General features: G+C 67.1%; 22 protein-coding genes. 9 read left to right on the forward strand and 13 right to left on the reverse strand.

Annotation, left to right across the window (positions count from 1 at the left end; genetic code table 11):
- The first annotated feature begins 312 nt into the window (after positions 1-312).
- Positions 313-1929 carry a purple acid phosphatase family protein gene (locus tag ABT313_RS15825; protein ID WP_350853259.1) on the forward strand — a complete coding sequence of 539 codons (1617 nt, stop codon included), beginning with the start codon at positions 313-315 and terminating at the stop codon, positions 1927-1929.
- Between the two features lie 119 nt (positions 1930-2048).
- On the opposite strand, the gene ABT313_RS15830 is transcribed toward ABT313_RS15825, so the two are convergent.
- The 7 genes from ABT313_RS15830 to ABT313_RS15860 all read right to left on the reverse strand — a co-directional run bounded on the left by ABT313_RS15830 (position 2049) and on the right by ABT313_RS15860 (position 6552).
- On the reverse strand, positions 2049-2450 hold the full coding sequence (locus ABT313_RS15830) for a VOC family protein (protein WP_350853261.1): 402 nt from the start codon (positions 2448-2450) through the stop codon (positions 2049-2051).
- 20 nt (positions 2451-2470) lie between these two features.
- A complete protein-coding gene (locus ABT313_RS15835) occupies positions 2471-3616 on the reverse strand; it encodes an RNA polymerase sigma factor (protein ID WP_502883992.1) in 1146 nt (381 codons plus the stop codon).
- Complete coding sequence (locus ABT313_RS15840; RefSeq protein ID WP_350853266.1) at positions 3613-4023, reverse strand: YciI family protein; 411 nt, start codon at positions 4021-4023, stop codon at positions 3613-3615. Before ABT313_RS15840 ends, ABT313_RS15835 begins: the two co-directional genes overlap by 4 nt.
- 15 nt (positions 4024-4038) lie before the next feature.
- Positions 4039-4473 carry a VOC family protein gene (locus ABT313_RS15845; RefSeq protein WP_350853268.1) on the reverse strand — a complete coding sequence of 145 codons (435 nt, stop codon included), beginning with the start codon at positions 4471-4473 and terminating at the stop codon, positions 4039-4041.
- Between the two features lie 93 nt (positions 4474-4566).
- The gene (locus ABT313_RS15850) at positions 4567-5103 is read right to left on the reverse strand and encodes an AAA family ATPase (protein ID WP_350853271.1); all 537 of its coding nucleotides are present in this window, start codon (positions 5101-5103) and stop codon (positions 4567-4569) included.
- The gene (locus ABT313_RS15855; protein WP_350853274.1) at positions 5096-5761 is read right to left on the reverse strand and encodes a response regulator; all 666 of its coding nucleotides are present in this window, start codon (positions 5759-5761) and stop codon (positions 5096-5098) included. Before ABT313_RS15855 ends, ABT313_RS15850 begins: the two co-directional genes overlap by 8 nt.
- Positions 5758-6552, reverse strand: coding sequence for a sensor histidine kinase (locus ABT313_RS15860; RefSeq protein WP_350853277.1), 795 nt, complete (start codon positions 6550-6552; stop codon positions 5758-5760). The genes ABT313_RS15855 and ABT313_RS15860 overlap by 4 nt, the downstream gene beginning before the upstream one ends.
- A gap of 138 nt (positions 6553-6690) precedes the next feature.
- Here ABT313_RS15860 and ABT313_RS15865 point away from each other — a divergent pair, with 138 nt between their 5' ends.
- Genes ABT313_RS15865 through ABT313_RS15885 form a run of 5 tightly spaced genes read left to right on the forward strand, consistent with a single transcriptional unit; the run spans position 6691 to position 11723 of the window.
- Positions 6691-7398, forward strand: coding sequence for an ABC transporter ATP-binding protein (locus ABT313_RS15865; RefSeq protein ID WP_350853280.1), 708 nt, complete (start codon positions 6691-6693; stop codon positions 7396-7398).
- Positions 7395-9725 (forward strand): ABC transporter permease, encoded by a 2331-nt coding sequence (locus ABT313_RS15870; protein ID WP_350853282.1) that lies wholly within the window; start codon positions 7395-7397, stop codon positions 9723-9725. The genes ABT313_RS15865 and ABT313_RS15870 overlap by 4 nt, the downstream gene beginning before the upstream one ends.
- Before the next feature lie 33 nt (positions 9726-9758).
- On the forward strand, positions 9759-10511 hold the full coding sequence (locus ABT313_RS15875; RefSeq protein ID WP_350853285.1) for a RibD family protein: 753 nt from the start codon (positions 9759-9761) through the stop codon (positions 10509-10511).
- On the forward strand, positions 10508-10996 hold the full coding sequence (locus tag ABT313_RS15880; RefSeq protein ID WP_350853288.1) for a nucleotidyltransferase domain-containing protein: 489 nt from the start codon (positions 10508-10510) through the stop codon (positions 10994-10996). The genes ABT313_RS15875 and ABT313_RS15880 overlap by 4 nt, the downstream gene beginning before the upstream one ends.
- A complete protein-coding gene (locus tag ABT313_RS15885) occupies positions 10956-11723 on the forward strand; it encodes a class I SAM-dependent methyltransferase (protein ID WP_350853290.1) in 768 nt (255 codons plus the stop codon). The genes ABT313_RS15880 and ABT313_RS15885 overlap by 41 nt, the downstream gene beginning before the upstream one ends.
- 178 nt (positions 11724-11901) lie before the next feature.
- On the opposite strand, the gene ABT313_RS15890 is transcribed toward ABT313_RS15885, so the two are convergent.
- The gene (locus ABT313_RS15890) at positions 11902-12741 is read right to left on the reverse strand and encodes a nitroreductase/quinone reductase family protein (RefSeq protein WP_350855116.1); all 840 of its coding nucleotides are present in this window, start codon (positions 12739-12741) and stop codon (positions 11902-11904) included.
- Between the two features lie 149 nt (positions 12742-12890).
- Between ABT313_RS15890 and ABT313_RS15895 the strand changes: the two genes are divergently transcribed.
- Entirely contained in the window at positions 12891-13424 is a 534-nt protein-coding gene (locus ABT313_RS15895; protein ID WP_350853293.1) for a TetR/AcrR family transcriptional regulator, read from the forward strand.
- 247 nt (positions 13425-13671) lie between these two features.
- On the opposite strand, the gene ABT313_RS15900 is transcribed toward ABT313_RS15895, so the two are convergent.
- From ABT313_RS15900 to ABT313_RS15915, 4 genes are all read right to left on the reverse strand, one after another.
- A complete protein-coding gene (locus ABT313_RS15900) occupies positions 13672-14574 on the reverse strand; it encodes a carbohydrate ABC transporter permease (protein ID WP_350853295.1) in 903 nt (300 codons plus the stop codon).
- A complete protein-coding gene (locus ABT313_RS15905; RefSeq protein ID WP_350853298.1) occupies positions 14567-15505 on the reverse strand; it encodes a carbohydrate ABC transporter permease in 939 nt (312 codons plus the stop codon). Before ABT313_RS15905 ends, ABT313_RS15900 begins: the two co-directional genes overlap by 8 nt.
- Entirely contained in the window at positions 15502-16776 is a 1275-nt protein-coding gene (locus tag ABT313_RS15910) for an extracellular solute-binding protein (RefSeq protein ID WP_350853300.1), read from the reverse strand. Before ABT313_RS15910 ends, ABT313_RS15905 begins: the two co-directional genes overlap by 4 nt.
- Positions 16777-16882: 106 nt before the next feature.
- Complete coding sequence (locus ABT313_RS15915) at positions 16883-17977, reverse strand: substrate-binding domain-containing protein (protein WP_350853303.1); 1095 nt, start codon at positions 17975-17977, stop codon at positions 16883-16885.
- Between the two features lie 75 nt (positions 17978-18052).
- Here ABT313_RS15915 and ABT313_RS15920 point away from each other — a divergent pair, with 75 nt between their 5' ends.
- Positions 18053-18670, forward strand: coding sequence for a DUF624 domain-containing protein (locus ABT313_RS15920; protein WP_350853306.1), 618 nt, complete (start codon positions 18053-18055; stop codon positions 18668-18670).
- 64 nt (positions 18671-18734) lie between these two features.
- Entirely contained in the window at positions 18735-20216 is a 1482-nt protein-coding gene (locus ABT313_RS15925) for an MFS transporter (protein WP_350853309.1), read from the forward strand.
- Positions 20217-20261: 45 nt separating this feature from the next.
- Here the strand turns inward: ABT313_RS15925 and ABT313_RS15930 are convergent, their stop codons facing one another.
- Complete coding sequence (locus ABT313_RS15930; protein WP_350853311.1) at positions 20262-20636, reverse strand: hypothetical protein; 375 nt, start codon at positions 20634-20636, stop codon at positions 20262-20264.
- Positions 20637-20638: the final 2 nt, after the last annotated feature.

Consider the following 20638-nt stretch of genomic DNA (forward strand, 5'->3'; position numbering starts at 1 on the left):
AAGCGTGTTGGGGGCAACCCCTCACGAGTTCGAATCTCGTATCCTCCGCCATCTCAGAGGGCCGGATCACTATCGTGGTCCGGCCTTTTGGCGTTCGCTGTCGCGCTCTCGTCTCAACGGGCCGACCACGGTTGCTGTCCGTTGGGCTGACTGCCATCTGACGTTCATGCGCGTTCCGCTGCGCCGGTCGTTCGTGGTTCTTAGCGTCCGTCTGTGTGCGCACCACTGGGCTGCCGCAGACCGCTGTCGGGTTCGGACGGCTGCTGTCCGGTTGGTGTTCGGCTGCACCCGACGACGCGAAAGGCCCCCGGAATGTCCGAAGCACCCAAGCAAACTCGAATCTCTCGTCGGAACGCGCTCGGCGTCCTCGGCGCGTCCGTGTCCGGCGCCGCCGCCGGGCCGCTGATCCTCGGCGCCGGAACCGCCGAGGCAGTCCCGGCGAGGTCGGAGGTCACCGGGCTCACCACCGGCTCGACCACGACGCCCGTCCAGGGCCTGCACCTGACCTTCGGCGCCGACCCGCGCCACCAGATGGTCGTCTCCTGGGTCACCGACGCGGCCGTCAAGAAGCCGCGCGTCGTCTACGGCACGCTGAGTGGCGGCTTCGGCTCGACGGTGCACGCTACGACGAAGACCTACGTGGACGGCACCTCCGGGCGGACCGTCTGGGTCCATCACGCGCTGATCAACAACCTCAGGGCCGATACCGACTACCTGTACGCAGCGCAGCACGACGGCGCCACCCCCGACGCCGGCACCTTCCACACGGCGCCGTCCGGCAGGGCTCCGTTCACCTTCACCAGTTTCGGCGACCAGGGTTCGCCCAGTGTGACGTGGAAGGCCGGAGCGAACCCGGCCGACGCCTCGGGCCGGGACTTCGAGCCCAACGCCACGCCCGCCTCTGCCGACATCGTCACCGGCATCGAGAAGGTCGGCCCGCTGTTCCACCTCCTGAACGGTGACCTGTGCTACGCCAACACCGGCCCCGACCGCGTCCGCGTCTGGCACGACTTCCTCGCCAACAACAGCCGCTCGGCGCGATTCCGTCCGTGGATGCCGTGCGCGGGTAACCATGAGATCGAGGCGGGGAACGGCAAGCTCGGTCTCGACGCCTATCAGACCTACTTCGAGCTGCCCTCGACCGAGAACCAGCCCGAGCTCGACAACCTCTGGTACTCCTTCACGGTCGGCTCGGTGAAGGTGATCGCCCTCCAGAACGACGACATCGCCCTGCAGGAGGGCGGCGATATCTACATCAACGGCTACTCCGGCGGCCGGCAGCTCGCCTGGCTGGAGCGGGAGCTCAAGTCGGCACGAGCCTCGAGCGACATCGACTGGATCGTGGTCTGCATGCACCAGGTGATGATCAGCTCTGCGACCGCCGCGAACGGCGCCGACGTCGCACTGCGCGCGGCGTACGGGCCGCTGTTCGACAAGTACGGCGTCGACCTGGTGGTCTGTGGCCACGAGCACGACTACGAGCGCTCATTGGCGGTGCGTGGCGTCGTCCCCGGCAGCGTCACTCTCACACCGAACCCGAGTCAGACCGCACTCGACGTGGTCGACAGCGCGCACGGTACGACGCACATGGTCCTCGGCGGTGGCGGCGTGTCCGGCATCACCAACAACAGCTTCACGACCGACGACGCCGACGGTCACGGACATCACTCGGCACTCGTCCAGATGGAGCACGTCGGTAAGTTCAACTCGGTCAAGGAGCAGGAGACGGCGATCTGGATCGGCGTCCGCGACGCGGAGCACCCGTACGGCTTCGCCGAGTTCAGCGTCGATCCGGGCCGTCACCCCGGTGACATGACCCGCATCTACGTCACCTACTACAACATCATCACGCCCACCGGCGAGCTGTCGGTTTTCGAGAAGTTCACACTCCAACGCCGCCGTAGTGACGGCGGCCACGGCGGGCACTGATCACGTCTCCTCCGCAAGCTTCCCAGGCACGAAGCCGCAGGTCGGCGGGTGATTCTGCCGCAGGAGACGAGAACGACAGAGGGGGCCGGGCGCTTGGCGTCCGGCCCCTCTGCATGGTGCTAGAGGCACAGGCAGAAGGGGTTGCCGTGGGGGTCGAGCATGACTCGGACGTGGGCTTGGGGCTGGTCGACGGCGAGGGTTGCGCCTGCTTGGAGGGCCCAGGTGACGGCCTCGTCTAGGTCGTCCACGCCTATGTCGAGGTGCGTTGTCGCGTTCTGATGACCGGGCTTGCTTGGCCAGACTGGTCGCTCGTGGTGCTGGTCGGACTCGATGTTGATGGCGAGGAGGGTCCTGTCTGGGGCGTCCTCGGGTGGGTGGAGCTGGCCCCAGCCGCCTTTCGGGCCTTCGTCGACGATCTGCCAGCCGAGCAGGCGCTCGTAGAACCTGGCCAGCTCCCGGGCGTGCGGCTCCGGTGCTGCCGTGATGGTGACGGCGCCTATCCGCATTCGAGGTCGCGTCATGCGGGAACCGTACACGTGCCTCAGCTGCGTAGTTCGGTGTTGAGGCGGGCGGCCTGGCGGGTTAGGTGGTCGCGTTCGGGGAAGTTGGAGGCTGCGTGGGCGGCCTCGGCGTACAGGCGGGCTGCGGTGGCCAGGTCGCCGGCGCGTTCGTGTAGGTAGGCGGCGGCTGCGGTGTGGCGAGGTAGGGCGGGGTCCAGGACGGCCAGGGCGGCTAGACCGGCGCGGGGGCCGTCTGCCTCGCCTAGGGCGACTGCACGGTTGAGGCGGGCTACCGGGTTGTCGGTGAGGCGGATCAGCTCGTCGTACCACTCGACGATCTGGACCCAGTCGGTCTCCTCGGCGGTCTGGGCGTCGGCGTGGAGGGCAGCGATAGCGGCCTGGGCCTGGAATTCGCCCAGCCGGTCGCGCGCGAGGGCTGCCTGGAGTATCTCGACTCCTGAGGCGATCAGACTGGTGTCCCAGAGGCTGCGGTCCTGCTCTGCGAGCGGTACGAGGCTGCCGTCCGGGCGGGTCCGTGCAGGACGCCTGGCGTGGTGGAGCAGCATGAGTGCGAGGAGGCCGGCGACCTCCTCGTGGTTGGTGATGGCAGCCAACTGCCGGGTGAGTCGGATTGCCTCAGCAGCGAGGTCTACGTCGCCGGAGTACCCCTCGTTGAAGACCAGGTAGAGCACGCGGACCACCGTGGCGACGTCACCGGGCTGGTTGAAGCGGACTCCCGATACGGTCCGCTTGGCGCGGCTGATCCGCTGAGCCATGGTTGCCTCAGGCACCAAGTACGCTTCGGCGATCTGACGCGTGGTCAGACCGCCCACCGCGCGCAGCGTCAGCGCGACGGACGACGCCGGCGTCAACGAGGGGTGAGCGCACAGGAAGTACAGCTGCAGCGTGTCGTCCACAGCGCCACCCGGAGCAGGTGTCGGCTCGGCCTCGACGCGTTCTTCGCGGTTCCGGCGGGAGTTCTCGGCGCGGGTAGCGTCCAGGAACTTGCGCCAGGCAACAGTCACCAGCCAGCCCTTGGGGTCCCGCGGCGGGTCGCTCGGCCAGACACGCACGGCTTCGAGCAGAGCGTCCTGTACGGCGTCCTCGGCCGGCGCGAAGTCGGCCCCACGCCGTACGAGGACGCCTATCACTGCGGGTACGAGATCCCGCAGCAGTTGCTCGTTCACTCGGTGACCGTGGGCGGCTCGCCCCAGAACGGCCGGACCTCGAGCCATTCGTGCAGCGGCTTCCCACCGGGACCAGGAGCCGCCGAGAGCTCAGCAGCCAACGCCACCGCACGGTCCCACGACTCCACGTCGATCACGTACCACCCGGCGATCAGGTCCTTGGTCTCGGCGAACGGTCCGTCGGTCACTGGCGGTTGCCCCTCCCCGCCGTACCGCACGAACGCGCCCTCGGGCGTCAGCGCCTGCATGTCGATGAACTCGCCCGTCTCCTCCAGCCGCGCGCCGAAGTCGCTCATGAACTGCAGGTGGGCGTTGATCTCCTCGGGCGTCCACTGGTCCATCGGACCGGCATCCACGACGGGGGCCGGGCCGCCTTGGTAGTGCTTGAGTAGCAAGTACTTGGCCATCAGATTCTCCCTGTCTCAGTTGAGCTGCTCGGCGAGGCCGATGATGACGCCCCCGAGGGCGCGGACGTAGCAGAGCCGGTAGGTGTCGCCGTACTGCACGACCTCAGCGACCAGCTCGGCGCCGTGTTTGCGCAGCCGGGGCAGCAGCTCCTCGATGTCGTCGACGCGGTACATGACGCGGTGCATGGCAACCATGTGGTACGGCGCATTCTCGGGTACGGCGGGACTCGCCACGGGCGTCAGGTACTGCGACAGCTCGAGCCGCCCGTGCCCGTCCGGCACCCGCATCATCGCGATCTCACAGCGAATACCGTCGATCCCGACCGTCTTGTCCGCCCACGGCCCCTCGACCTGCGCCCTCCCCTCCAATTCCAGCCCAAGCTCGGTGAAGAAGGCGACAGCGGCATCCATGTCCGCAACGACAATCCCGACGTTGTCCATCTGAATCATGACGGTGGCTCTCCTAGCTCCTCGCAATCTCTGACATCCCCGGGACGAACCCACTTTCACGTTCTCGACATCACACCCGAAGATTTCCGGAAATTAGTTCACGCGGGCGCGGTCCGGGGCCTCGGTGAGGATTTGGTGGGCGGTTTGGGTGGGGGTTTGGGCGGAGGTGTCGAGCCACCAGCCGGTGGTGCCGAAGTCGCGTTTCATGGTGGCTTCGAGGGTTTCGTAGTCGTCGAAGTCGAAGCGGTCGGCCGGGTCGCGGATGGTGTTGCGGTGGCGGCAGGTGTCGATTCCTGGGGACAGGACGACGAAGAGGACCTGGCGGGGTGCGAGCAGGTCGAGGAAGAAGTCCAGCTTCTCGCGGGACGCGACCATGGCGTCGATCAGTGGAGTGAAGCCGGCGTCGATGAAGTTGTTCGCGACGGCGCACAGGTTGCGGTGCAGGAGTTCTACCTGGCGGGCTGCCTCGTCAGCGGGCTCGCCGAGGGCCCAGACGAAGCCGTTGACGATCAGCCGGTTGAACTCGTCGCCGTCGAGTCGAGCCGACCGTGAGAGCTGCTGGGCGACCAGTCTGGTGACGGTCGATTTGCCGGCGCCGGGCATTCCGGTCACCAGGATGCAACTAGTCATCACGGCTCCCAGGGGAGACCAGACCGGTCTCGTAGGCGAGGACCACGGCCTGGGCTCGGTCGCGCAGGCTCAGTTTGGCGAAGATGCGGGCGACGTGGGTCTTCACGGTGGCCTCGCTCAGGGCGAGTTCCGTGGCTAGCTCGGCGTTGGAGAGGCCATGGCCCATCAGGGTGAGTACCTCCAGTTCGCGTGGGGTCAGGCTGGTCAGGTCACGGTGGATGGCCGGTGCTGTCGCAGCCGGTACGGCGAACCGCTCTACCAGCCGACGGGTGATCGACGGGGCCAGGAGCGCGTCACCGGTGGTCACCAGGCGTACTGCGGCTGCCAGGTGCTCCGGCGTGACGTCCTTCAGCAGGAAGCCACTCGCCCCAGCTGCCAGAGCGGCGTACACGTAGCGGTCGAGGTCGAAGGTCGTGAGGATCAGTACGCGGCAGTCAGTCGGGCCGGCGAGGATGCGGCGGGTGGCCTCGAGGCCGTCCATGACGGGCATGCGGATGTCCATCAGTACGACGTCCGGGCTCAGACGTCGTACCGCGTCCACAGCCTCCGCACCGTCCGCTGCCTCTCCGACGACCTCGATGCCGCGGGCTTTGAGGATCATCTGGAAGCCGGTCCGCACCAGGGCCTGGTCGTCCGCGATCACCACTCTGGTTGTCATGGGCGCTCCAGCGGGAGCTTGGCGCGTACCCGGAAGCCGCCGCCGAGTCGTCGACGGGCGTCCAGGTCGCCGCCGTACACCGCCACCCGCTGCTTCAGCCCGAGCAGACCGCGTCCGCCGCCTTCCGGAGTGGGCGGCCGACCGCCGGTCAGGATGCTAGGGCCGCTGTTGAGGATCTCCACGCGCAGAGCATGGGGTGCGTACCGCACTGTCACCTCAGCCTTCACACCGTCGCCGTGCTTCAGCGCGTTCGTCAGCGCCTCCTGAATGATCCGGTACGCCGTGACGTCGACGCCCGTCGGAAGCGGGCGAGGCTCTCCGGACACCCGCACCTCCACAGGTAGTCCAGCAAAGGCGATCCGGTCGATCAGCTCACTGAGCCGGCTCAAAGTCGGCTGCGGCGAGAGGGCCTCGTCGTCCTCACCTGCGGCCTTCGGCGCGAGCACACCGAGTAGGTGGCGCAGCTCAGCCATGGTGTCGCGACCTGCTGCCTCTACTGCAAGCAGAGCCGCCTCCGCGTCACCAGGCGACGTTGCCAGGACTTGCCGAGCCGCACCGGTCTGGATGACCATCACGCTGACGTTGTGGCTCACGATGTCGTGCAGGTCGTGCGCTATCCGTGCCCGCTCGGCGTCGACCGCGCTGCGGGCCGCCGTCTCCCGTTCACGCTCCAGCAACCACCCGCGCTCCTCCAGCGCTCGGGTATGGGCACGCCGCGCCCGGATGAGTGCGAACGCGAGCACACCGGCCAGCACGGCCAGTACGGCGACGAGCAGCCACAGGGTGATCACACCTCCACTGTCCCAAAGCTGCTCGCCGAACCACATCATCCGCCCGGCGCACGCCGTACATCTGCAGGATGACGGCCCGCGGAGATTACGTCGGCAGGGTGACGTCAGCGGCGGCTGAGCGGCCCTAGCGTGAGCAGCATGACGGAGGACCTAGGCAACGAACAGGCGGTCGTACGGCTCACCGACGTGCGCAAGGAGTACGGCGAATCGGTCGCGCTCGACGGTGTGTCGCTGGAGATCCACGCCGGCGAGGCGGTCGCGGTCATGGGACCGTCCGGCAGCGGCAAGTCCACACTGCTCAGCATGGTGGCCGGACTGGACCGGCCGACGTCAGGAGCCGTCGTGGTGCACGGCGACGACCTGGGGTCGCTGAACGAGAAGGGGCTGGCACTGTTCCGGCGCCGCCGGATCGGCATGATCTTTCAGTTCTTCAACCTGCTGGACGACCTGTCTGCTCTCGACAACGTCGCACTGGCCGCGCAGCTCACTGGTACGTCGGCGCCGCACGCACGCAAGCGTGCACTCGAGCTCTTCGAGGAGCTGGGCATCAGCGACCGCCGCAACACCTACCCAGCGCAGCTGAGCGGCGGTGAGCGACAGCGTGTCGCCGTCGCACGCGCACTGATGAACCGTCCGGCGATTCTGCTCGCCGACGAACCCACTGGTGCGCTGGACACCCGTGCCGGCGAGCAGGTGATGGACCTGCTGCTTGACCTCAACCAGATCGGTCAGACGCTGCTGCTGGTCACCCACGACCAGCAGCTGGCCACGCGGTGCGCCAGCCGGGTCATCGACTTCGTCGACGGCCAGATCGCCGGCGAGCGCGCTCTGGAGCGTACGTCGTGAGCGCCGTCTGGCCGGTGTCGCGCGCGGCGGTACGCCGACGTCGCGTGCAGACCGTGGTGATCGGCGTCGTCGTACTGCTCTCTACCACGATGATCGTCGTCGCACTGGGGTTGCTGGCGGCTTCGAGCGGCCCGTTCGACCAGGCGTACTCCCGGCAGAGCGGTGCGCACCTGGTGGCGTCGTACGACCCCAGCAAGGTCAGCGACAGTCAGCTGACCAAGTCGGCGGCCGGTGCAAAGGCGTACGCCGGTCCGTTCGCTCTGGCGACACTGGATCTGGGGTCGAACGGGAGCTTCGGCGAACCGGAGTCCCTGGTGACGGTCGGACGCGCCGACCCGGGCGGACCGGTCGACCGCCTCAACGTCTGGAAGGGGCGCTGGGCGGCCAAGGCGGGTGAGATCGTCCTGAACCGGAACCCCACCGCATCCGAGGGCTTTGGTGCACCGACTCTCGGATCGACTATGAACGCGGGGGGACAGACGCTGACGATCGTCGGCTTCGCGTACAGCGTGAGCCAGTCCGGGGATGCGTGGGTCACACCGGCACAGATGACCTCACTGAAGCCGACAGCCACGCAGATGCTGTACCGCTTCGCTCAGGCGGCGACCAACGAGCAGGTGTCTGCCGGCCAGGCCGCAGTAACCTCCGGACTGCCGTCCGGCGCACTGGTGGGCACGCAGTCGTACCTCGGGCTGCGAGCACTCGCTACCGGTGAGCCGAACACGTTCGTGCCGTTCCTCATGGTCTTCGGCTGGCTGGGTCTGGCTGTCGCAGTGCTGATTGTCGCCAACGTGGTCAGTGGCGCTGTGGTCTCCGGCTTCAAGCACATCGGCGTACTGAAGGCGCTGGGTTTCACACCGACACAGGTCATGGCTGTTTACCTGACGATGATCTCCATCCCCGCGATCATCGGATGCGCCGGCGGCACCGTGCTGGGTAACGTGCTCGCAGAGTCCTTGCTGACAAGGGCTTTCGAGAACTATGGCGCCGAGGGTGTCACCGTGCCCATCTGGGTGGACGTGGCCGTCGTACTCGGCGTACCTGTGCTGGTGGCGCTGTCTGCGCTTCTGCCGTCGCTGCGGGCGCGGAGTCTGTCGGCAGCTGAGGCGATCAGTGCGGGCAGTGCTCCCCGGGCAGGACGTGGGCTGCGGGTGCAGCGTTGGCTGAGCGGTACTCGGTTGCCGCGGGCAGTGTCCCTTGGACTGGGGCTCCCGTTCGCACGGCCTGCCCGTACCGCGTTGACGCTGGCGGCCGTCGTACTGGGGGTGACGAGTGTGACGCTGGCGGTCGGGCTGGGGAAGTCGCTCACGACCTACCAGACTGCTGCTAGTCGGGTGGATGCCGTGGACGTAGCGCTGTTTGCGCGCCCGGCTGACGGCGGACCGGGGGCGAACGATCCGCAGGCACCTCCTGCGCCCAAACTGAGCGATGCGGCGGACGAGGCGCTGATCCGGTCGACGCCGGGCGCAGAGTCAGTCGCTGCGAGTGCGGATCTGCCGATGCGGCTGGCTGGGACCAGTACGGACTTGCGGGTGTCGTTCTATCGCGGGGACTTCCAGCAGCTCGGCTATCGGATCCTGGACGGCCGCTGGTTCGACGGTCCGGGTCAGGTGGTCGTCTCGGAGCGGTTCCTGCGGCAGCGTGGTCTGGCGGTCGGCGACACCATCACGCTGCAGTCCGAGGGGAAGACCGTACGGGCGCAGATAGTTGGTAAGGCGATGTACAACTCAGGTGATGAGGTGCTGTCGAACTGGCAGACGCTGGCGCTGGTGGCACCGTCGCTGCGGGCGTCGCTGTACGAGATCAACGTCAAGCGGGGTACGGATCTGGATGCGTTCGTGCAGGCGGTCCAGAAGGGTGACCCGGGTCTGATCCGGACCGACGGTCAGGACGCCGGCAGCTTCGTCGCGATCGTGCTGGCGACGGTTGTACTGCTCACTCTGATGCTGGGGACGGTAGCTGCGCTGGGTGTCTTCAACACCGTCATCCTCAACACCCGAGAACGGCGCCGCGATCTCGGCATGCTGAAGTCGATCGGGATGACACCTGCCCAGGTCACCATGATGGTCGTGACGTCGATGACCGCTCTGGGCGCTGTCGGCGGCGTACTAGGTATTCCGTTGGGGATCGTGGCGCATCGCCTGGTCGTCCCGGCGATGGCCAACGGCGCTCAGGTGGAGGTCCCGGCGTTCATGCTCCAGGTCTATCCCTGGTCGCTGCTGCTCCTCCTGGTGGTCGCCGGGATCCTCATCGCCGCCGCCGGCGCCTATTTCCCTGCGCGCTCAGCAGCCAACACCACGATCGCCAAGGTCCTCCACAACGAATGAAAACTGTCGGAAGGCCTTGATAGGAAGACTTTCATGGGAGACAGAGCGCGAGTCGTAGTGTCGGTGACGGCCTCGGTCGACGGACGGGTGACCGTCGGCCGGGACCGTCTCCTGCTGTCCGACGAGGCCGGGAAGCTGTGGCATTCGTTGTGGCCGGACGGGTTCATGACGATGAACAATGCACGTACTGCGTTGCTGGAGGAGTTGTACGCGCCGACGGCGATCCTCGAAGGCAGCGGGACGTTCGTCACTGTGGACACCGGGCCATTGGAGTTGCCCGAAGCAACCATTTCGTACGACGACTTCCTGCCGGACGACGTGGTGCACGATCCGGAGCACCGCAAATGGTTCACAGTTGTGGACGGTCGCGGGCGCGTCCAGTGGAGGGAGAAGGGCGGGGGCGGGACCGACCTGCTGGTCCTCACCTCCCGTGCCACGCCGGCGGCGTACCTCGCCTATCTGCGACGCGAGAACATCCCGTACCTCGTCGCCGGCGAGGAGCATGTGGATCTGGAGCTTGCGTTGCAGCGGATGCGCGAGCGCCTCGGCGTCACGTACGTCGTGTCCGAGGCCGGCGGCGGGCTGAACGGCGCCTTGTTGCGGGAGGATCTGATCGACGAGCTACATCTGATTCTGTTCCCAGCTGCTATCGGAGGTGCGGGTGTGCCGACTGTGTTCGACGGACCGGAGCTCGAGCCCGGAGCGCTCCCGACCCGGCTGCGGCTCGTGTCCAGCAGCACCACGACCGACGGCGTGGTGAGCCTTCGCTACGAGGTGGTTCGATGACGGCGGAGCGCGCGCTTGAGGTGCTAAGAGCCCTGGCCGGCTTGGACGTCTGGGTCGACGGCGGCTGGGGCGTGGACGCATTGGTCGGTCGGCAGACGCGTACACACGGCGATCTGGATCTGGGCGTGGCTCGGCCGGAGCTGGATCGGGTGGTGGAGGTGCTGGGTGGGCTCGGGTACGAGATCAGCGACGCGCGCTACCTACAGGTCACCGTGCAACTGACCCACGCGGACGGCCATCGAATCGACCTGCATCCGAGCACGCCGATGCCAGGCGGCGGAACCGAACAACTCGACTTCGACGGCAACACCTACTTCATCCCAGCACCCGTCGACGGCCAGATCGCCGGCCAGCCAGTGCGATGCATGCCGGCCAGCGCACAGCGGCGGTCGCATGAGGGATACAAGTTCAGACCGGAGGACGTCCACGATATGCAGTTGCTCGATGAGATTGACTTGGCACATGGACGAGGTGGTCGCGGGTAATCGGGTGGTGTGGGAGCAGGCTTCGACGAAACATGTTCGGGAGTATGACGAGCTGCTCGAGGAGGCTCGGGGCGGTCGGCTGTTGTTTGAGCGGGAGTATGAATTGCTTGGCCCGGTGCTGGCTCGTCGGCCGGAAGTGGTGCATCTGCAGAGTGGGCATGGGCTGGATGACATCGGGCTCGTCAAAGCGGGTGCGCAGAGCGTCATCGGGATCGACTACAGCTCGGTGGCCGCGGGTGCTGCGCAGCGGCGTGCTCGGGAGCTGGGCGTGGCGTGTCACTACCTGGTGGCCGAGGTGCCCGGCGTACCGATCCAGGACGCGTGCGCCGATCTCGTCTACACCGGCAAGGGTGCGCTGATCTGGATGCGGGACATCGACGCCTGGGCGCGGGATATTGCGCGGGTACTGCGGCCTGGCGGTCACCTGTTCATGTACGAGTCCCACCCGGCAGCCCCCTTGTGGACGTGGGACGAGGACGAGCCGCGGATCCGTCCGGACCGCAGCTACTTCGCCGAGTCGCACATCAACGACACGTTCCCCGCCAACGGCGCCCGCGAGTGGCAGTGGAACCTCGGCCAGATCGTCACCGCGATCACCGCAGCCGGCCTGCACCTAGAAACCCTCGAGGAGTACGCCGAACCCTTCTGGCGACCACAGGACAACACAATCGCCGCCGCCTGGTCCGGCCGCCTCCCCAACTCCTACGCGCTACTGGCCCGCCGCTGACCCCGGCTCACCAGACCGTCAGCACGCGACGACCGGATCCAGCAGTAAAGCTCCACCAGGTCAGAGAGCTCGCTCGAACTGGCCGCGAGCGGCCGACCGGGCTGCGCGTGTCAAAGCAGCCCAGCCGGCCGCCGGGAAGTCCTCGGTCACGGCCTCGACCGTAGACCCGGCGTGGGCGTCAGAGGTATGGGAGGAGTTCCGCCTCCTCGCGGTCGAGGTGGGCGTTGAGCTGGGTGATTAGCTCGTCGATCTGGGGGAGGATCTCCGCAGACGGAGTCGCGGCGAGGCGTTCCAGCTTCTCCAGCAGTGCGGCGATCTTGTCGTGTTCGGTCTGTAGTGCGGCGATGACGTCGGTCAGCTCGGGATGCTGTTCAAGCAGTGCCGGGAAGAGGCCGGTTGACTCGCCGGTGTGGTGGTAATGCAGGCCCTGGCAGGCAGTCAGGCAGTTGATCCGGAGCTGGGCGCCCAGCGTGCCGGACTTCGCGACCTCGGCCCGGATCAGCGAAAGCTCGCGTCGGAACGCCGCGTGGATGGTCTTCAAAGCCTCGGCGAACGACGAGCCGAACGGCGGCGGACCGGGTCGCTGGACGAGCGCGACGACCGGAATGGTCCGCGTGGTCTGCGCCTGGTAGTCGCCCCACCCGGGATCGGCCTCGACCAAGCGCGCGAAGACCTCGTCGCGCTCGGCCCCACGCAGTACGACGGCTGTCGCCTGATAGGTGAACAGGCCGAGGTCGACGGTGACCTCGGGATCGGCGAGCAGGTTGTGGTACCAGGCCGGGTGGTTGGGGCTGCCGCCGGCCGAGCCGACGACGAGGACCCGGTCGCGGTCCGGGTAGTACCCGACGATCGCGGTGCGCGGCTGCCCGGAGCGCGCGCCAGTTGTTGTCAGGAGCAACAACCTGGAGTTCTCGAACGGACCGCCGACCTGGCCGGCGTTCGCCCGGAACTCGTCGATGAGCTGTGCAGTGAAATCGTTCAGGATTCGCTTCTCTCGTGTGTCGTGACAGGAATGCAGACGTGGAGAGAAGCGCCGGCGGCGCCCGCGCGGCGTTCAGAACGCAGCCGGGACCCCAACTCGTGAATGGCTGGAAGCAGCCGACCCGGCAGTCACGCCGCGATCGTACCCAAACCGGCGGGCCAACCCAACCAGGAGACAATGTCTACGTGTCCCTGCCCGACAGGCTCGTCCAGGCCGGCGTCGAACTCCTCGAGGAGGAGGGCCTCGGCAACCTCACCCTGCGCGCGATCGCCCGCCGTACCGGCGTCTCGCACGGCGCACCCAGGCGCTACTTCCCGACCCACAACGCGCTCCTGGCCGCGATCGCGGCAACCGGGCTGGCGGACCTGGCCGCCCGACTCGCCCCGACCGACGGATCACCTGAGGACCAACTGGTCGACGCGGGTCGCCGCTATCTCGAGTTCGCCGCCGAACGCCCCGGCATGTTCGACCTGCTCTTCCGTCACGACCTGCTGGCCGGGGCCGGCGGCAACCTCCGCGCGACCTCGCTCCCCCTGTTCCAGACCTTCGTCGACCTCGTCGCGCGACTTCACCCCGCCGAAGCCGAACTCCGCGCCACCGCCCTGTGGACAAACCTCCACGGGCTGGCCACGCTCCGCGCCACCAACGCGCTCGAGCTCCTCGGCACCACCGACCTCGCCCCGATGATCCGGTACGTCGTCCGCGCGCACACCGCCTGATTCCTTACCGAACGTCGTCGCGCGCATGCGAAACGTCGTACATCGCGCGGAGTTCGGCAAATCATTTCGGGTACTAGCGAAAAAACCTCATGAATGCTGTAACGGCGGGCACACTGCGCCGATAAACCGGACGAGTGACCCAGTGGGGGGACTACGTGGGAAGCTCCGGTGTTTCTTCGGGACCACCGCATGTGGAGGGGGCCTCGCAGGTGCTCACCCGGGGCGGGGTGAGCACCTGTTCGAGGATCTAGCCCTTGATGCCCACGTTCGCCATGCCTTCGACGAAGCGCTTCTGGGCGAACACGAACAGCACGATCATCGGCAGCGTCGCCAGCGCCGTACCGGCCATCAGGTACGGCCACTGAATCTCGGCCGGGTTCTGCGAGAAGATCGCCAGCCCGAGCTGCAGCGGGCGCATCTCGTCCGACGTCGTGATCATCAGCGGCCAGAGGAAGCCGTTCCAGGCGGCCTCGATCTGGAACACCGCGATCGTGATCAGGGCCGGCTTGATCAGCGGGGTCATGATCCGCAGGAAGATCCCGAACTCGCTGAGCCCATCCACCCGGGCCGCCTGCGCGAGCTCGTCCGGCAGCGACACGTAGAACTGCCGGGCCAGGAACGTGAACAGCGGGGCCGCGCCCAGCGGGATGATCAGACCCCACCAGGAGTTCAGCCAGCCGATACCGCCGTGGCCGAGGATGTTGTTGCCGCCGAACAGCGGGATCGACTTCACGATCATGAACAGCGGCACCAGGATGATCTGGAACGGCACCAGCAGCAGCACGATGAAGTAGTTCAGCAGCGACTTGGCGCCCCGGATCGGCGCCTTGGCCAGCGCGTACCCGGCCATCGTGCAGACGACGAGGGTGAACGCCGTCTCGCCGACCGCGATGAACAGGCTGTTGCGGAAGTACCGCAGGAACGGCGCGCTCTGCATCGCCTCGACGAAGTTGTGCCAGCGCAGCTCACCGGGCAGCCAGTTGAACTGCTGCACCTCGAGGTCGCTCTTGAACGACGTCAGCAGCATCCACAGGAACGGCACGATCATCAGCAGCGCGCCGATGATCAGGACGACGTACAGGGCGATCCGGCCCAGGTTGACCGACGACGGCTTGCCCGATCGCACCGCCGGCAACGTTGCGCTAGTCATTGGTGTCCGCCTTCTGCAGGAAGCGTCCGACGCCGATGAACGCTGCGATCACGATCATCATGATCACGGTCTCCGCGGACGCGTAGCCGAGTTTCAGGTCCTGGAACGCGTTCTGGTAGATGTCGAGCACCAGTACGCGGGTATCGCTGCCGGGTCCGCCGCGCGTCATCACGTACACCAGGTCGAACACCTGGAAGGTGCCCACGATCGACGTGATCAGCACGAAGAACTGCACCGGGCCGAGCGACGGCCAGGTGACGTTGACGAAACGCTGCCAGCGGCTGGCGCCGTCCAAGTCGGCCGACTCCAGCAGGTCACGGGAGACACCCTGCAGCGCGGCCAGGTAGATGATGATCTTGGTGCCGAGGCCCTGCCAGATGCCGACCACCATCAGCGACGGCAGCGCGGTCGCCGGGTCGGCCAGCCAGCGGTTCGGCGCGAAGCCGAACAGCTGCAGGAACCCGTTCGCGAGCCCGGAGCCCGGGTTGTAGATCCAGAGCCAGATGGTGGCGATGGCAACGGTCGCGGTCACCGTCGGGATGTAGAACGCGGTCCGGAAGAAGCCGAGGCCGCGGATCTTCTGGTTCAGCCCGACCGCGACCGCGAGGGCGATCGCCATCGAGATCGGGATCACCACGATCGCGTACAGGACCGTGTGCCACAGCGAGGCCAGGAAGTCGACGTCGCGGGCGAGGTCGGCGTAGTTGCCGAACCCGACCCAGGACCAGGTGTCACCGAAGCTGTAGTCGGTGAGGCTCAGGACCAGGACGGCGACCACCGGGATGACGATGAAGACGGCCGAGTGCAGCAGGGCCGGCGTCAGCAGGGCCCAGCCGGCGCGCTTCTGGCCCTTGAGCAGCGTGCCGGTGTCCTTGGCGGTAGGTACCTTGCGCGGGGTGTCCAGTGCTGGACGTTCAAGAGTTGTGCTCATCGTGACTGTCCTGCCAGGTTGTGCAGCACTTTGGCGGGATCCTTCTGTCCGAGGACCGCCTGGGTGAGCTGGATATCGAAGTTGCCGCGCATCTCGAGCCAGTTGGACGGCACTTCGTTCTCGTTCGCGGCGTACTGCAGACCGTTCGCGGTGAAGTTGCTCAACGGGTTCGACTCCGCCTGCGGCGAGGTGCCGGCGTCCTTGTAGGCCGGGATCTTCTTGTTCAGCTTGGCGATCGCGTCCAGCGTCGGCTTGTTGACCATGGTCTGGATGAAGGCCCAGGCCGCGTCCTTGTGGTGGCTGCGGGACCCGATCGACGCCAGGTCACCACCGACGTACTCGATCTCCTTGCCGCTGTCGAAGCGGAAGAACTTCAGGTCGTCGCAGTTCTTCTTGCCGATGCCCTTGTCGGAGCAGTCGACGGCTCCGTTGACGATTCCCATCGCGGCCTCACCAGTCAGCACCAGTGGCTGCTGGGCCGCGTTGGTCTGCCCGTACGGCTGGACGTTGTTGATCATCGACTTGATCCACAGCAGCGTGTCCAGGCCGGCCTTGTTGTCGAAGTTCGGCTCGCCGCCGACGTACAGCGGCGTACCGGTCGACGCCAGGAACGTGGTGAACGACTGCCGGAAGCCGGTCGCGGAGGCGAGGTCGAAGCCGCTGCGGGTGATGTTGCCGTTCTTGTCCCGCTTGGTCAGCTTCTCGGCCGCCACCTTGATGTCGGCCAGCGACGTCGGCGGCTTGTTCGGGTCGAGGCCCGCCTCGATGAACGCGCTCTTGCGGAGCGCGACCGCCCGGGCGTCGGCGAGCAGCGGGTAGGCGTACAACTTCTTGTTGTACGTGACCGCCGGGATCAGCGCCGGGGTGCTCTTCTCCTTGATGAAGTCCGGCGTCACGCCGTACTTGCCCAGGTCCTCGAAGATGTTCTTGGACGCGAACGGCTGGACCCAGCCGACGCCGGTGACCATCACGTCGTACGGGATCCCGGCCGCGATCGAGGTGGCCAGCTTCTCGTTCAGGTTGTTGTACGTCGCGAAGTCCGGCTCGACCTTCATCTTCGGATAGGTCTTGTGGAACTCGTCGACGACGTTCTGGAACGCCTCGCGCCCCTTGGTACTGGGCGGGAACGACGGGATCAGCACCCGCAACGTCCCGGTCGCCTCGGCCGGCGGTACGCCGTCCGTGCTCTTGTCGATCACCCCGCTGCCACACCCACTGACCACCACGCTGAGCGCAGCCGCCAGCACGGTCAGTCCCACACCTCGTCTCACAGGGGAACTCCTTCGCTGCCTGTTCCAGCCGGGGGCCCACGACCCCTCAAGTGCAGCGAAAGTATGGGAAAGGGCTTTCCTCGTCAATACCTCACCGCTCGAACGATCACATTCGATCAAAGCCGGCGGTTGCGGGGATGGCTGCGGGGTGTTCGAGGGTGCCGCAGGAGGTTCGGATGTTGAGGGTGGGGAGGAGGCTTAGGTGTTGGGTGGGGGTGGTGGGGGTTTGGAGTTTGCGGAGGAGGAGGTCGCAGGCGGTTTCGCCGAGGGCTCGGCGGGCGGGGGAGATTGCGGTGAGGGGTACTACGGCCAGGGACGCGGTGACGTCGTTGTAGGCGATGACGGCCAGATCTTCGGGGACGCGGAGGCCTAGTTCCATGGCGCGTTCGACGAGGCGGGCGCCGTGTTCGTCGGAGTGGACCAGGACGGCGCGGGTGCCGAAGGACTCGCATTCGGCGAGGAAGGCGTCGAGTTGGGTGATGGCGCCGGGGTCGTCGCCGCGCATCGGGAGGTCGACGGGTGAGAGGAAGACCTCGACGCCGAGCGCCTTCGCGGCGGTTTCGATGCCGCGTCGCAGCCAGTACGCCGTGACCGTGGCCTGCAGGTTGACCGCGATCCGGCGGTGACCGAGCGCGACGAAATGCCGCAGCGCCAGCATCGCGCCGTACGCGTGGTCGGTGCGGACGTGGTCGTACTCGCGGTTCACGTGCGGGAACCCGAACGCCCGCTCCATGAGCACGACCGGTACGTCGATGTCGTCCAGTCTCGAATCGAGCCGGTGCGCGTCGCCGTCGCCGAGCGCGGTGCTGATCAGCAGGCCGGCGACCCCGATCCCGAGCACCTTGTCGATCCGGTCGCGCTCCATCGTCACGTCGTACCCGGAGACACCGAGGACCAGGCGGGCGCCGTACTTGTCGGCCATCGCCTCGGCGCCGCGGATCACGTCGGAGTAGTACGACGCCGCGCTCGGGACGATGATGCCGATCGTCAGCTGACTCCCGCGGGTGCCCTGGTCGGCCGTGCCGGTGCCGATCGCGCCGCCGTGCACGCGGCGGAGCAGGCCGGCGGAGTCCAGTTCGGCCAGGTCCCGGCGTACTGTGATCGCGGAGACGCCCAGCTCGGCCACCAGATCGGCCACCCGGAGCCGGCCGTGCCGCCGCAGGCTCCGCAGGATCAGCTCGTGGCGCTCCTGTGCAAGCATGCGGTCCCCTGATCTTCGCGTGATTGTTCGTGATCATACGATCAAGGAACGCCCGGACGGAACGAGGAGGGGTCGGTGGACAACGCCAACCGGACGAACACCGTGCTCAGCAAGTTGTCGGTCGTCGGCGACCTGCTGATGCTGCAGCTGGTGTTCCTCGTGCTCGGCCTGGGCATCGTCACGCTCTTCCCGGCCGCGTTCGCGATGCAGCGGGTGCTGGCGGACGCGATCAGCCAGGACAAGCCGAAGCTGCTGCGGCGGTACTTCGGGGAGTTCCGCTGGGCGATGAAGCAGTTCTGGCTGTCCGGATTCGGCCTGTACGCCGGTGCCGTGCTGCTCGCGTTCGGCCTGTCGTTCTGGGCGTACTCGTCCGGACCGGTCCGCGTGTTCGCACTGGTGGTGCTGATCCCGCTCACCGGGATGATCCTCGGGCTCTACCTGAGCGGACTGGCTGTCCTCCCCCAGGCGGCCAAGGACTCCACGATGAAGACGGTCTTCCGGTCGGCCAACCTGTTCCTGCTGCGGCGGCCGCTGCCGGTGGCCGGCGGGGTCGTCGTACTGCTCACCTGGTTCGCCCTGGCGGCGACAGTGCCCACACTGCTCGTTGTCGGGTCCGGACTGGTCCCGGCGCTCACGGCGTACACGATCTCTCGGCAGCGTCGCGAAAAAACTTCTGAAGACGTGTCAATCTGAGGTCTGCCAGTTCGACGTATGGGTGTAAGGCCCCCAAAACGACGAACTGCAAGGAGACCCCGAGATGTACGCGACGACCGACTCCCTGGCGACTCCGCCGGCCACGCAGGGCGGCCGGTCGCGCTGGCTGGCCCTCTACACCCTCTGCGCGGGCATGTTGATGATCGTGCTCGACGTGACCGTGGTGAATGTGGCCCTGCCGGCCATCCAGGACGACCTCGGCTTCACCAGCTCCTCCCTGGCGTGGGTGGTCAACGCCTACCTGATCGCCTTCGGCGGGCTGCTCCTGCTGGCCGGCCGGCTGGGCGACCTGCTCGGCAGGCGGAACATCTTCACCGCCGGACTGATCGTCTTCACCGCCGCCTCCGTGCTGTGCGGCCTGGCGCAGACGCAGGAGCTGCTCGTCATCGCCCGGTTCATCCAGGGCGTCGGCGGTGCACTGACCTCCGCAGTCATCCTCGGCATGATCGTGACGCTGTTCCCCGAGCCGCGGGAGCAGGCCAAGGCGATCGGCGTGTACGCGTTCGTAGCGTCCGCCGGCGGCTCGATCGGTCTGCTGGCCGGTGGCGTCCTGACGCAGGCGATCAGCTGGCACTGGATCTTCTTCGTGAACCTGCCGCTCGGCGTGCTGACCGCAGTACTCGCGGTGAAGCTGATCGAGAAGGACAAGGGTCTGGGGATCGGCAAGGGCACCGACGTACCGGGTGCTGTGCTGATCACCGCGGCACTGATGGTCGGCGTGTTCACCATCGTCAAGCCGGCTGCTGAGCTGGGCTGGACCGCTCCGCGGACGCTGGCGCTGGCTGCCGCGACGCTGGTACTGCTGGCCGGCTTCATCGTCCGTGAGGCGACCGCCGCCATCCCGCTGGTGCCGCTGCGGATCTTCCGCTCCAGGACGCTGACCGGTGCGAACCTGATCCAGGCGCTGTCTGCCTCCGGGATGTTCGGCATCTTCTTCCTGGGCTCGCTGTACCTGCAGCGGGTGCTCGGGTACGACGCTCTGGAGATCGGACTGGCCTTCCTGCCGACCACCGTGGTGATGGGGCTGCTGTCGGTGAAGTACTCCGAGAAGCTGGTCATGCGCTTCGGCCCGCGCCGCCCGCTGATCGCCGGACTGTCCCTGATCGTCGTCGGACTGGGGCTCTTCACCCAGGCGCCGGTCGGTGGCAACTACTTCGTCCACGTACTGCCGGTGCTGGTCCTGCTGGGTCTGGGCGGCGGCGTCTGCTTCCCGGCTCTGATGGGCCTGTCGATGTCAGACGTGAAGCCCGAGGACGCCGGCCTGGCCTCCGGCCTGATCGGCACCATGGGTGAGGTCGGCGCCGCCCTGGGCCTGGCCATCCTGGCCACCCTCTCCGCCACCCGCACCGCCGCCAGCACCAAGCCGGCCCTCGAGGCCCTGACCTCCGGCTACCACTTCTCCTTCGCCGTAGCCGCCGCCATCGTCGCCGCCTCAGTAGCCATCGCAGTCACCGTCATGCGCCAACCCAAGCCGGCGACAGAAACCGAGGAAGCCCCCGACCGCACCCTCTGCGAAGCCGCCTGATTCTCACCCGAACTCCCCGGCGACCACCCGGTCGCGGGGAGTTCGTCAGGTACGGCGCCGCCTGCCTAGGCCTGCCACCGTGGCGAGCGCGCCTATCGCGAGCGCGATGAGTGCGCTCTTCACGGTGCTGAGGAAGTAGCTGAGGAAGACGAAGCCACTGCCGCCGATGACGGCGAACGCCATGAGGTGACCCAGCGGCTGACGGGCTTCGAGCCAGGTGTCGAGGCGACCATCCTGGGCGAACGGCACCATGCCCAAGACTGCAAACACAACCAGGATGGCGGCTCGCGCCACAAGGTCCAGCGTTGGATGCCGGACGGCACCGACCACCGACGCGCCCGCGAGCGTGAGCAGCAAGAGCCGGCTCAGGATGCGCGGCGGTCTCGTCGTGCCCTCGACGTACCTGGTGAACTGCCCCATAT

The organism is Kribbella sp. NPDC000426 (assembly GCF_040300265.1).
GTDB lineage: Bacteria > Actinomycetota > Actinomycetes > Propionibacteriales > Kribbellaceae > Kribbella.